Genomic DNA, 14096 nt, shown 5'->3' on the forward strand with positions numbered 1-14096 from the left:
TATGAAAAGAGTAAGTAAATTGTTGTCTATAGTAATAGCAACACCAGTTGCTCTTTTTTCTTTTTCTTCTTCATGCACAAATTCGCAAAATACACAAAATAGTGATGTTAAGGAGATTTTAGACTCTTTAAATTTAAACAAAGATCAGCTTCTTACTATTTATAACTCTAATTATTACAATGTGTTGACTAAATTCAAAAACGAGCCAAAAGAAAATCAAGTTTTACTCAGCGAAATCACAAACAAGACTGTGAAACAGGTTCAAAAAGATTATGATCTTCTAATCAAGACTGATTTTACAAACATCGAAAACACTAAAACAAGAAAGAAAATTCTTCAAGAGAAATTTCAAGGTGTAAATCCTTTCAACGTGATTTTTGCCTTTTATAGCATCATCGATAATTACGAAAAATACAGCACAATTTTTCCAAACTTAATCCCTTTAAATAGATTAAGAAAACAAAGTTTATCGAATAATAAAGAGCAAATTTATTATTGAGAAAAATGCATGGAAATATATCTCAAATCATTCGGATTTGCAGATTTAAATAGAGTAGAAATAACAATAAATGAAAATGATGTTAATCGTGTTTTGGTCAAATTGTACGACATAAATTCATCGTTATTAGCTCCTGAAATAAACTTGCAAATGCCTGATTTGTTTTCATATAAAGCAATAAATCCAAGCTATAAGTTTGAGAACGAATCAAGTCAGTTGTATTTTGACGAATACTTAAAAGACGCCAAAATATCTGTAAATAAGTCGAAAACAAATTTTGATTGAAACGACTTTGACAACTTTATTGATAATCGTTATATTAAAGATAACTATAACGCACTGTCTTTTGCAAACATTATTAAATCAAGAAAAGATCTCCTATTTATAGAAGTTCCAAAATATAAAAAAGGCGAAGATGAAAGTTATGTTTTGAGACTTAAGGACAATGAGAGAATAGAAAACAACTTTTGAAAAGAAGATCAACTAGGACGCGTCATAGTCGAAACAGAAGTCATCATAACAAAAAAAGACGGATCAATAATAAAACTTCCTTGGTTATCGATCAACTTTAACGATCACTATCATTTGATGCGCAAGATTAACAAAAAACCAATAGATAGTTTTAACGATTTCATTCAATCTAGAATTAATGAAATGTCTGATGATTATAAACAAAATATTATTTTTTGATCAGAAGATATTCAATCTCAAATTGAAGCTTATTACATAGGTCGAAACATTGAGTTTAAAAATCCCAAAACTCTTATCTGATTTGAAGATTTTAAATCGACTTTAAATAACTACCTTTTAAGAGAAAGCCTAGAAGGTTATGAAGATATAGTGTATTATGAAATCAAAAATACAGAGTATTCTGATCAAAAATTAGCTGGAAAATCTGGAAAATATTTCTTTACAATCAAACCAATTTCAAGTTCTAAAGCGTATCCTGAAGCGATTTTTTGATACGGCAATTTTAAAGAATAACTAAAAACTGCGTAAATACGCAGTTTTATTAATTTATAACATAAGATAAAAAGTGATATTAATGAGTGTACAAAAAAACAGTAAGCAGTAATACCAATCTGCATAAAAATGTTATAAAAGTCGTTTTCTTAAATTAAAAAAGCACAAAAGTGCTTTTTTTATTATTTCAAGAACTCTTCAACTTTTTCTGAAATGTTTTCTGGTGTGAAACCTTTTAGTTCGTATACTTTTTGACCATCTTCAGATCATCCATAACCGTTGGCTAAGAAAGCATCGGTTTTGTTGTATTTTGAAAGACGGTATCACATTGAATCACTTGTTGCCTCAATTGCGTAAATTGGTTTTAGGTGTAATCCTAATGATTTAATTAAGTTTTCATCTTTTAGAAGTCTTTGTAGACTTGGAACCGAAAGAACTTGAGCCTTAATTCCTTTAGCTTCTAAAGCTGCTGCTGTTGAAATTGCTAACTGAACTTCTGAACCTGTAGCAAGTAGTGAAACGTCGTAATTGATTTCGTTTTTAACGATGTAAGCAGCTGGCATTTTACCTTTTGGTAATAAGTTAAGTGATTTTAATGGTTGACGACATCCAATAATTGCCACTTGTTCTTTTTTAGAATCTAAAGCCAATTGGAACGCTCCTAGCATTTCAGATTCATCGGCAGGACGGATAACTTCTACATTTGCCATTGCACGAAGCATTGGAATTTGATCAAATGGTTGGTGTGTTGGTCCATCTCCTCCAACTTGGTATGAATCGTGTGTGAAGACGTGAATTGCTGGAAGCTCCATTAGGGCACCAAGTCTAATTCCTGCTTTCATGTAATCTGCAAAGGCTAAGAAAGTACTATCAACTGTTCTTAGCTTCATATCTAAGTTAATTCCATTGTTGATTGCTGCCATAGCAAATTCACGGATACCGTATTTAATGTTTTGACCACTTTCTGATTTGAATTGTTTTGCAAAACCAACTTTTGTTGCACTGTATAAGTCAGCTGATCCTCCAACAATACCTTTGTAGTGTTTGTCGATGTATTGCATAATTGTTGCAATGTAGTTTCTAGTTGCTACGTTAGTTTCTGTAAATTCAACACCTGAAAGATCGAATTTTTGTTCTCCAGATGAAATTGTTTCAATTTCTTGGGCTAATTCAGGGTAAGCTTTTCTGTATTTTGCATACATTGCTAATCAAGCTTCATAGTTTTCGTTTTTAGAATCTCATAGAGATTGTGCATATTCGTAAACATCTTGGTCGTATTCAAAAGGAACTTCGTTTGATAAACCGATTTTTTGTTTAAATTCTAAAGTTGCATCTTGTTTTAAGATTCCGTTGTGACCTGCTGATTTGTTTGCGTTTGGTGTGTTTTCGGCAATGATTGATTTAACTTGAATGTATGACGGTTTATCTGAAGCTTTAGCGGCTTTAATTGCTTTATCAATTGATTCTAAATCTCTTGTGTCAGCTTCAAAAACGTCAAAGTTTTGTGATTTGAAGTATTCTTTTAACTTAACACCGTTAACTTCATCTGAATATGAGTCAATTTGTACGTTGTTGTAGTCATGAATCATGATTAAACGGTTTAGATTTAGCGTACCTGCAAGTTGGATAGCTTCAAGAGCAACACCTTCTTGAATACATCCATCACCATGAAGAACGAAAACGTCATGATCAAAAACGTTATATCCTTCTTTGTTGTATCTTTCTTTTAAATATTGTTGCGAAATTGCCATTCCGATACCCATAGCAACACCTTGACCTAAAGGACCTGTTGTTGCATCGACATAGTCGTTTGTATCAATTTCAGGGTGAGATGGAGTTTTAGAATGGATGTGTTTGTGCTCTTGCATATCTTCTTTTGATAAAAGACCTAAGAAGTGCATGATTGAGTAGATTGACATCGAACCATGTCCAGCACTAAGCACGAAACGATCGCGATTAATTCATTTTGGATCATTCGCTTGAATGTTTAAGTGTTTACCTCAAACTGTGTAAGTGATAGGAGCTGCACCAATTGCCATTCCAATGTGACCTTGACCTGCTTTGTTAATTGAGTCAAGCGCAACACCTTGCATTGAAGCAACTAATTTATTTTCAATATTTCTCATAATACCTCTAATATAGTTATAGTTATTTTAATTATAAGTCATATTAGTCATAAAGCTTAAATATGGATACTTTTTTCCATAATATTTTGCCCCAAAAGATAATAAAAAGAGGACAAACCTCTTCTTATTTGTTGTTATCCTCTTCTTCAGTAAAAGTGATTTCTTGATGTGGTTTTTTATTTAAGAAGATCACATCGTAAATTTGTTGATACTTTGAAACAGGCACATAAATCAAGTCTTTCTTGATTTCAGGGTGCACATCTCTTAAGTTTTTTGTATTGTTTTCAGGGATAAAAACATATTTTAGTTTTTTCTCACGAGCAGCGAATGATTTCTCTTTTAAACCACCAATCTCAAGCACTTTTCCACGCAGAGTTATTTCACCCGTCATACCGTAAATAGCAGGAACAGCTCGTTGTGAAAGAGCTGAAATAATTGCTGTTGTGAAAGTAACACCAGCACTTGGACCATCTTTAGGTACAGCACCTTCAGGAACGTGAATGTGAATATTTGTGTTTTCAAAATCAAAGTCTTCAATACCAAACTCTTGAGCGTGTGCTCTTACGTATGTAAGGGCAATTTGCGCTGATTCTTGCATAACGTCTTTAAGTTGACCAGTTAGTTTTAGTTCACCTTTTCCAGGATATGTTGTAACTTCGATTTGTAGTGTTGAACCACCAGCAGATGTATAAGCAAGACCAGTTACAGATCCAGGTTCAATATCAACCTCAGGTGTTTCTTCCTTAAATTTGATTGTTCCTAACATTTGCGTTACTGTTTCTTTATCTAAAACAAATTCTTGAATTGTTTCATCCTCAAGCGTTTTAACAACTACTTTACGTGCTAGGGCATCAAGAGCTCTTTTTAGTCCACGCACACCAGCTTCAAGCGTATAGTGTTTAATTGTGTATAAAAGAACTTCATCTGAAATTTGGAATTGTTCAGGTGTTAAACTTGCTTGTTTAATTGTTTTTGGTATTAAGTAATTACGAGCGATTTTTACTTTTTCTGTTGCTGTATAGGCACTTAAGTTAATAATTTCGACACGATCTAGAAGTGCTTCAGGGATTTCTTCGTAGTAGTTGGCTGTTGCAATGAATAGAGCTTTAGATAAGTCATATTCATGTTCTAGATAGTGGTCTTGGAATTTTGTATTTTGTTCAGGATCTAAAACTTCAAGCATCGCTGATGCAGGATCACCTTTTTGATTTGAAGCCATTTTGTCAATTTCATCTAACAAGATTAGAGGGTTAGAAACTTCAGCCTTCATAATTGCTTTAACAATTTTTCCTGGCATTGCTCCAACGTATGTTCTTCTGTGCCCACGGATTTCACTTTCGTCATGTACTCCACCAAGCGAAATTTTTACGAATTCCTTGTTTAAAGCTTCTGCGATTGCTTTAGAAAGTGATGTCTTACCTGTACCTGGAGGACCCACAAGTGTCAAGATTGGTACATTGTTGTATTCAATTTCTGTCGGTATTTTGTCATTTTCTTTGAAAAGGCTTAGATCGATTTGGTAATCTTTATCAATTTTTAAGTAATTCTTTTTGCTGTTTTTATCAACTGATTTTTTCTTAATTAAAACACCTAAATACTCGATGATTCTTTCTTTAACTTCCTCTAATCCATAGTGGTATTTATCAAGAACTTCACGGGTTTTTTTAATGTCTAAAACATCAATTCTTGTTTTTCTTCATGGTAATTTTTTCAAGTTGTCAACGAATGTTTTGGCAATGTTTGCTTCAGGAGAAGAAGGCATCATGTTTTCAGCTCTTGCTTGTTCGTTAGCAATCATTTTTTTAACAGATTCAGGGTAAATTTTGTTTAATTTTTTGTCTGAAAGTGTTTTTTGAAATTCGTCTTCAGCTTCATCTGTTTCATTTAAACGATCTTTAATTACCTTCATTTTTTCACGTAGGTAATACTCATTTTGTTGTGATTGCAGTTTTTCAGAAATTTCTCCTGTAATTTCGTTTTCTAAACGCATATGAGCAGCTGCAGATGTTGCTCATTTAGCAAATACTTCAACAATTTTAGTTGCGTTTTCAGCCGTAAATAATGCTGTTTTATCAAATGAAAGTTCAGAATCGATGAAGAAACCAAACATCGCTAGCAATCTTACTTCGGGAGCATATTGAGAAAGCGATTTGTTATCAACTTCAAAATATAGCTGCTCAACTCAGTTTGATGTAATGATGTCATTTGAGTAAGGGATGTTAGCAAATAGATTGTAAGAGCTATCTGTTTGCTTAAAGATTAAAAGAATACGATTGAATTCTTCAATGTTTTTTGTAACATGACTTAAAACACCATCAAATTCTGGATGTCCTGCAAATGCTTGAGATAAGATATCAACTTTTTTCTCAGAAATTTCAACAAAAGGATAGTCTGGAAACTCAAAAGCAAAATTTTGTTGTCATGTTTTTTCAAGGTTGTACTCGATTATGGCTGCGTACAACTCTGTATTTTGTTCTTTTTTAGCTTCAAATTCTTTATAGTCTAGGAATTTGTTAATTTTTCCTTTTGACTTTGTTTTATAGAATAAAACGAATTTTCCTGGTTCTGGTTCTTCAAGTTTAATCGGCTTAATAATTGCTGCAAGATCCAAAAAACCATTTTCTTGGTAGTAATCAGAGTTATTTCCGTTACCTTCGATAATTAATGCTAATTTTGCATTATCTTTTTCCATTAATTTCTTAAGGAAATTAACTTCAGTAGAAGGAACTTCCATTACACCTATGTTACCTGGAAAGGCAACACGATCAATTTCGGTTCAGAGTGCTTTATAAATCATTCATTCTCCTTATTTGTCTTTTACAACAATATTTATAAGTTTGTTTGGAACAAAAATTTCTTTAACGACATCTTTGTTCTCTAGTCATTTAGAAACTGCAGCTTTAGCTGCTTCAAGAGCTTCTTCTTTAGTTGCGTCTTTTGAAAGTGTTATTTCACCTCTAGCTTTTCCATTAACTGTAATTCCATATTTGACTTCATCATCAACTAAGGCGTTTTGGTCTATGGTAAAGTCTTTTAAGTTTTTTAAGTCGAAAAATTCTTTTGATAACTCTCATGATAAATATGGAGCAAATGGTTCCAAAATGTTTAAAGTTACATAAAGATATTCTTTTAATAAAACACTTCTTGTTACTTCTGAATAAGCATTTAGAGTTTCCATGCATCAAGCTATTATTGTGTTAAATGCGAACTCGTTTTGTGGATTTTCGAAAACATCTTTTGATTTCTGTAGTCCTTGGTAAAGTTTTTTTCTAGCATTTTTTTCAACTGATGATAAAGTTAGATCTTTGATTGTTTTAATGTCATCTTCATGGTTCACTTGGTTTGAAACTTCAAACACGCGTTTTAAAAATTTAAAACATCCATTAACACTTGATTCTTGTCAATCTAGTTCTTTTTGAGGAGGGGCTGCAAATAAGATAAATAATCTCGTTGTGTCAGCACCAAATTTTTGAATCATATCAACTGGTTCCACGACATTCCCTTTTGATTTAGACATTTTTGAACCGTCTTTTAAAACCATTCCTTGTGTTAAAAGATTTTTAAAAGGTTCTCTAAAGCTTACTAAATCTAAATCTGCTAACGCTTTTGTAAAGAAACGTGAGTAAAGAAGGTGTAAAATAGCATGTTCGATTCCACCAATGTAGTGATCAACTTGGTTTCAGTATTCTAGTTCTTCTTTAACAAAAGCAGTTTCCTCTCTTTGTTCTGCAGGCGTTGTATATCTTAAGAAATATCAACTTGATTCCACAAAAGTATCCAAAGTATCAGTTTCACGTTTAGCATCTGCTCCACATTTAGGACATTTTGTTTTTTGTCATTCTTTATTTGAGTCTAATGGATTTCCAAAACCTGTAAATTCAACTTTATGAGGCAGTAAAACTGGTAAGTGTTCTGCTTTTACAGGATTAATTTCGTTACATGAATCACACTTAACAAGTGGAATTGGTGTTCCTCAATATCTTTGACGTGAAATCCCTCAATCTCTTAAGTTATATTTAACCTTTTTATCTTGTGAAAGATCAAAGTTTGATTTTTGGTCTTTTTTATAGTCTAATTGGTAAAAATCTAAGAATTGAGCATCTCTTTCTTTTTGATAACTTCCAACAATCGCGTCTTCGTTTGGATTTACACTAGAAAAATCAATGATGTAAACTGGTAGATCTTGGGCAATGGAATGGCTTTTTGCTACTGCATTTTCAAGTTTTAAGTAAACTTTCTCATTAAATATTTTTGAGTTGATGTTAGCGTTGATTTTTTCAATCGTTGCCTTTTGCTCTTGATTAAAGTAGTTTTTAGAAAGTAATTCTTTAACTAGTGCAGAATTTGCGTTTAAGGCTACAAAACTTGGATAAGGTAAAACATCTGCATTATCTTCAAACACTGAAACAGTTTTGTTTTCAAGATCATATCCTGAAATAACAATTTCAAAATCAAGTTCGTATGCTTCTTTACGACCGATTCAGTTTTTTTGCATTGTCAACACTTGTTGAGGTCAGTGTCCTTCAAGACTTTGTAAATCATCAAGTAATTCTTGAGCATAATCTGTGATTTTTAAGTAGTATTGTTCCATTTCTTTTTTGACCACAACTTCATCACATCTTCAACACTTGTTGTCAACAACTTGTTCGTTTGCTAAAACTGTATTATCTTTTTCACAAAAGTTTAACAAAGTTTTTTTCTTGTAAATTAAACCTTTTTCCCATAGTTTGATAAATAAGAATTGTTCTCATTTTGTGTAATCAGGATTTGCCGTAATTGATTGGTAGTTTCAAGCAAAAGATAGACCTAATTTTTGTAATTCAGCATTCATGCTATTAATGTTGTCGTATGTTCAAGTTCCAGGGTGAATTTGGTTTTTAATCGCTGCATTTTCGGCAGGTAGTCCAAAAGCGTCTCATCCAAATGGATGGAAAACATTATACCCTCTACGACGGTAGTAACGGGCAAAAGTGTCACCTAAAGAATAATTACGAGCATGACCCATGTGCAACTTACCACTTGGATAAGGAAACATGCTTAAAATGTACTTTTTAGGTAATGTTTTATCTTTTAATGGTTCAAATGAGTCATTTTCTAATCAGTATTGATTTCATTTTTGCTCAATTTTGCTAAAGTCATAAGTTTTAGTACTCATAATAATCTCCTATTTTGTATTTTAGATGGCTAAAAGCCTTTGTTTTTTTGTTGAAGTAGTAAAGTCCGTAAAATAATCAACTTACAATCATTAGGTTTGCTAAATTGAAAATTCCATAAAGTGTAAATGATGCAAAATAATAGTTATCAATTCCAAAGAAGTATCCTTTAAACTTTTGGTAATTAGTAAGAAGATCATTTAAAAATGGGGTTTTCAAGAATCCAAACAGATAGAAATAAATTGAATTAAATAAAAAAGTATTTAAAATAGTCATCAATGCCGTGCAGTATAGAATGGCAAAAAATGCAATAAATAAGTATTCATGCTTTTCGAGGTTCAATTTTTTTGCTATTTTGCTAAACAATAAGTAAAAACAAACAAAACTCGAAATCGAAATGAGAGAAATAAAGTGACCAAAGTAAGAAGCGAGCCCAAATGCAGAAGATGAAATTAAAGGTCCTAATAAAAATTTCGAGACCAGCACTAATAAACCAGATCTTTTTGAAACAAACAAAAAGCAGAATAAAATTGGCACTAATGAAAAATCAGGACTTAAAAACGACACTTTAAACTTGTTTGTAATTGAAGAAAGTACAATCGTCATAGCCAGAATTAAGGCAGCAAAAGATATCTCTCTTATGGTCATTTGTTTGCTAAAAATTGTTTTTTCCATGATTAAATAAATACTTATTTAAATTTTATATTGTTTATATTTTTTTGTAAGTTTTTAAAACGGTAATACTTTGCGTTTTTTGATCTATAAATAAGCAACAAAACGCAAACTCAAATTCAAAATGCAAAAAAATTTTTGCAGATTAGCATCTTATTTGCTAAATTTGCTTTTTTTAAGATTGATTTTTAACCCATTGCTTGATTGTTGTAATCTGCAAAAAAGATGTTATTTTTTTATGTTAAAGCCTTATTTATAGTTTTTTAAAGATTTAAAAACTGTGAACATTAGTTTTTCTAAGTAAAAGCAGATCTTAAATTTATACTTATTTATTTGATTGAAAGTCAATAAAAAATGTAGGAAAAACCTACATTTTTACGATAATTCTTCTTTTCCTGTGTATAAACGGTAGTAGAAGGAGTGATTTTTTATCAGATCAGCATGAGTACCTTTTTCGATAATTTTTCCATGTTCGAGCACAACAATAACGTCTGAGTTTTTGATTGTACTTAACCTGTGAGCAATGATAAATGCTGTTTTATTTTTTAGCAATTCTTGCAGGGCAAGTTGGATTTTTTGCTCTGTTTGAGTATCAACAGTACTTGTTGCTTCATCTAATATTAGGACATGAGGATTGATTGCTGATGTTCGAGCAATCGATAAAAGTTGTCTTTGACCTTGTGATAGTTTTTCACCAGCTTCTTCAGCGATAGTTTCATATCCAAAGCTCATCATTTCAATGAAATCAGCAGCATTAGCAATTCTCGCTGCATTTCTAACCACCGATTCTTGAACTGAATCAAGACCGTATGCGATATTCTCGGCAATTGAAGCTGTAAATAAGGAAGTGTCTTGAAGGACTAGACCATAAGCTCTTCTTAAATGATCAATCTTGATATCTTTAATATTGATGTCATCAAAATAAATTGCACCTTTTGATACTTCATAGAAACGATTTAGTAGGTTAACTATTGTTGTTTTACCAGCTCCTGTAGAACCAACTAAAGCAACTTTTTGACCTTGTTTTACGTCAAGATTTAAATCTTCAATAATCATTTTCTTAGGTGTATAACCAAAGCAAACGTGATCAAATTTGATATGACCTTCAACAACTTTAAAAATTGTTTTTTGTTGGTCTTTTTTGATTTTTCAGTAGTAGTCTGATGGTACAAGATTTTGCTTTTCAGTTTCATTTAACTCTGATTCATGGACTAATTCGATATATCCGTGATCTTCATGAATTGGTAAGTCCATAATTTTGTAAACTCTTGAGGCTCCTGCTGTACCTTGCATAACAGTATTAACTTGTTGCGCTATTTGTCCAAAAGGTCCAGAGAATGAACGAGAAAACATTAAAAACGCAGCAAGTGATCCAATGTTGATGCCTAGGTCTGATCTTCAACCTGCAGGTTTACTTAGAGCTTGAATTGTTGCACTTAAATCAGCATTTTGTGGCACACCTGAAGCTAGAATTAAACCACCCATAACAGCGATAACGATGTAATTTACAGATCCTAAATTAATCATTAAAGGCATGATTATATTTGCTCATTTAAGCGAATGATAATCTTGTTTATATAATGTTTGACTAATTTCTTTAAATCTTTCATAAGCTCTTTGCTCGTAGTTGAAAGTTTTAACAACTTTAGAACCATCAATAATTTCGGTTAGATAACCATTTAACTTTCCGATTGTTATTTGTTTTGTAACAAACATTTTACCAAGGTTTTTTGTTACTAACATTGAGATTAAAACCATTGTAAATGTTAATGCTACTAAAACGATTGTCAAAAATCAACTTGTTATTGACATCATTACTAAGTTGAAAACAATAGCAAAAAATGAAGAAATGACTTGTGGAAAACTCTGTTGTACAGTGTTTTTCATCACTTCGATATCATTTGTATATCTAGAAATTAAATCGCCTTTTGAACTACCATCAAAAAATTGTAACGGTAATTGTTGCATATGTAAATAAAGGCGATTTCTAAAATTTTCTACAGTTTTATTTGTAACTAAGATCATTAATTTTTGAGAAAGAATGTTAGCAACAACTGCTGATGTAAATAGCACACCAATGATTGTTATCGCAACATTAAAGCTTTTTCAATCAAAGAAAGGTTTACCTTGCGAAAGGCTTTCTAGATAGTCTGATAGATACCCGCCTAGGAAAGTGTTTGCAAAGAATAAAGTTGCATAAGATTGAACAGCTGCAGTTAAAATAACACAAAAGATTGCTAAAGTGAAAGTAACTTTATTTAGTGAAAAGATAAATTTAAAAAATCTAAAAAAGTCTGACTTGGTACCTTTGAGGTGAGAATGAGACATTATTCAACCTCCTTAATTTTTTGTGATTCGTAAAGATCGCTATAAAATTCATTATTTTTAATTAGGTTTTCGTGTGTGTCAAAAGCAACAACCCTACCAGCTTTCATAACGGCAATTTTATCTGCTGATTGAATTGATGAAATACGCTGTGCGATAATGATTTTAGTCACGTCTTGTAGGTCGTTTGCAAATGCTTGCCTAATTTTTTTATCAGTATTATTATCAACAGCACTTGTTGAGTCATCTAAAATGATAATTTTAGGTTTCTTCATCAGTGCTCTTGCGATTGATAGACGTTGTTTTTGACCACCAGAAAAGTTTGATCCTTTTTCTTCAACCATGTAGTCAAGGTTGTTTTCTTTTTCGTAAACAAAATCATACGCACAAGCAATTTTAAGGGCATGATTTATTTCTTCATCAGTACCTTTTTCATTACCTCAAAGCATGTTTTCTCTAATCGTTCCTTTGAATAGCAAGTTATTTTGCAGCACGATTGAAACATTATCACGCAATGTTTTTAAATCATAATTTCTAATATCGATACCGTCGATTTCGATTGATCCTTCGGTTACGTCATAAAGTCTTGGAATTAAGTTAACGATCGAAGACTTTCCTGAAGCAGTAGGTCCAATAATTCCAATAGTTTGACCACTTTGGATCTCTAAATCAATATTTTTTAAGACGTTGTTTTCTGCTTTTGGGTCATATTTCAAGAATACGTTTTTGAACGAAATGCTTCCTGATTTAACATCGTTAACTGGATTTTCAATATTAACAATTTCAGATCTTTCTTCAAAAACTTCCTTGATTCTTCTTCATGAAGGCACAGCAATTGCAACCATGATAAAAACAACTGTGGTAAGAACAATTGCGAACACCACTTGGAACAAGTATCCAACGAATGTGAGAATTACTCCTACTGTAATGTCGCTCGAATTACTTGTAACTGCATTGGCTGTATAAATCATGATTCCAAAAAATGAAAACAGAAGCATTGCAGTAACAATTGGTTGGAAATAAATAACAAAATTTTGGGCTCAGTTTGAAATTTTACGAACCTGTTGTGTTCTGTATTTAAAAAGTTCGTATTCTTTATCTTCTTTAACAAAAGCTTTTATCGTTTTTATACCTAAAATATTTTCTTTGATTTTTTTGTTCAATTGATCAGTTTCGTTAATCATTTTTGCAAAACGAGGAAACGAAATTAATAAAATCAAGAATAGGACGATTGTTAGCGTCACCATTGCACCCACAAGAACTCAAGCAAGTCCTGAATGTGTTAAGAACGCCATAATTAAGGCAAAAGGCAAGATAAAAGGTGTTCTCATCAATACTCTTATAACCATAAAATAGGCATTTTGAATGTTTTGAACATCAGCTGTCATTCTAACTAAAAGTGAGGCGTTTGAAAACTTATCAGCATTCTTAAACGAAAAACCTTGCACTTTTAAGAATAGCATTTCACGCATATTTTTTGCAAATCCAGCACTTGATTTTGAAGCTAAAATACTTCCAATTACCGAAACTGTAAATGTAATAAGGATTAAACCAAGTACGATTGAAGCATACATTCAGATTTTAGCTGTATCACCTTTTTGAATCCCTTGGTCAATTAAATAGCTAATTAATTTGGTTGTAACTACTTCAGCAGCCGTGGCTATATAAAGCAGCAAAATAGAAACAAACAATTCTGTCCGATAGTTAACTGTAAAATCGAACAATTTTGCTTTTTTGGACATTTTTTAACCTTTCTATTAAATAATTAATGCATTAATTTTACAACTTTAAAAAATTTAAAAATTAAAAAAATGAATCAAAGAATGATTCAAAATATAATAAAAAACCACTTCAAGTGGATATGGTGCCGCTTACGAGAATCGAACTCGTGTTTCTTGATTACGAGTCAAGTGCTTTACCACTAAGCTAAAGCGGCATGGCGGTCAATGAGAGATTTGAACTCTCGCGGGAGTTGCCTCCCCTATCGCTTTTCGAGAGCGACCCCTTCAGCCTCTTGGGTAATTGACCGTTTAAAAACTCTAAATAAATTATATATGTTTTTGTTTTTTTATGGTATTATTTATCTGATGCGTTCATACAGAACGGTTGCCTCATCAAAAAGGCTGCTCTGGAGTTTATGAACTCATTTCAAATGTTAATACAGCTATGCTGGGAAAAAATACGGTGCTCCGTATTTTTTTTAATTATTAGCAAAAAAAAGAATAAAAAAAATGGCGGAACAGAGAGGATTTGAACCTCCGCGGGAGTTGCCTCCCCTACAGTCTTAGCAGGACCGCCTCTTCAGCCTCTTGAGTACTGTTCCAATTCGTTAATTATTATAACATAAGAATTTTGTTT

At 32.0% G+C, this 14096-nt stretch carries 7 protein-coding genes and 3 tRNA genes; 1 reads left to right on the forward strand and 9 read right to left on the reverse strand.

Annotated elements, in window-relative coordinates; translation table 4 throughout:
• Position 1 precedes the first annotated feature (1 nt).
• Positions 2 to 1483, forward strand: a complete 1482-nt coding sequence (locus tag K4L35_RS00790) for a hypothetical protein (RefSeq protein WP_221617688.1) — start codon at positions 2 to 4, stop codon at positions 1481 to 1483.
• A 161-nt stretch (positions 1484 to 1644) separates the two neighbouring features.
• Here K4L35_RS00790 and K4L35_RS00795 read toward each other — a convergent pair whose 3' ends face one another.
• From K4L35_RS00795 to K4L35_RS00835, 9 genes are all read right to left on the reverse strand, one after another.
• Positions 1645 to 3588, reverse strand: coding sequence for a transketolase (locus tag K4L35_RS00795; protein WP_221617689.1), 1944 nt, complete (start codon positions 3586 to 3588; stop codon positions 1645 to 1647).
• 124 nt (positions 3589 to 3712) lie between these two features.
• Positions 3713 to 6385, reverse strand: coding sequence for an endopeptidase La (gene lon, locus K4L35_RS00800; RefSeq protein WP_221617690.1), 2673 nt, complete (start codon positions 6383 to 6385; stop codon positions 3713 to 3715).
• A 9-nt stretch (positions 6386 to 6394) separates the two neighbouring features.
• Positions 6395 to 8743, reverse strand: coding sequence for a class I tRNA ligase family protein (locus tag K4L35_RS00805; RefSeq protein WP_221617691.1), 2349 nt, complete (start codon positions 8741 to 8743; stop codon positions 6395 to 6397).
• Entirely contained in the window at positions 8733 to 9416 is a 684-nt protein-coding gene (locus K4L35_RS00810) for an MPN527 family putative ECF transporter permease subunit (protein WP_221617692.1), read from the reverse strand. The genes K4L35_RS00805 and K4L35_RS00810 overlap by 11 nt, the downstream gene beginning before the upstream one ends.
• A gap of 372 nt (positions 9417 to 9788) precedes the next feature.
• Positions 9789 to 11741: an ABC transporter ATP-binding protein gene (locus K4L35_RS00815; RefSeq protein WP_221617693.1), complete on the reverse strand. Its 1953-nt coding sequence runs from the start codon at positions 11739 to 11741 to the stop codon at positions 9789 to 9791.
• Complete coding sequence (locus K4L35_RS00820; RefSeq protein ID WP_221617694.1) at positions 11741 to 13480, reverse strand: ABC transporter ATP-binding protein; 1740 nt, start codon at positions 13478 to 13480, stop codon at positions 11741 to 11743. Before K4L35_RS00820 ends, K4L35_RS00815 begins: the two co-directional genes overlap by 1 nt.
• A 120-nt stretch (positions 13481 to 13600) precedes the next feature.
• Positions 13601 to 13674, reverse strand: a tRNA-Thr gene (locus K4L35_RS00825).
• Between the two features lies 1 nt (position 13675).
• Positions 13676 to 13766: transfer RNA gene (locus K4L35_RS00830), tRNA-Ser, on the reverse strand.
• 204 nt (positions 13767 to 13970) lie between these two features.
• Positions 13971 to 14061: transfer RNA gene (locus K4L35_RS00835), tRNA-Ser, on the reverse strand.
• Between the last annotated feature and the right edge of the window lie 35 nt (positions 14062 to 14096).

Origin of the sequence: Mycoplasma sp. Ms02 (assembly GCF_019720735.1) — a bacterium.
In the GTDB taxonomy this organism is placed as follows: Bacteria; Bacillota_I; Bacilli_A; order Mycoplasmatales; family Metamycoplasmataceae; genus Mycoplasmopsis.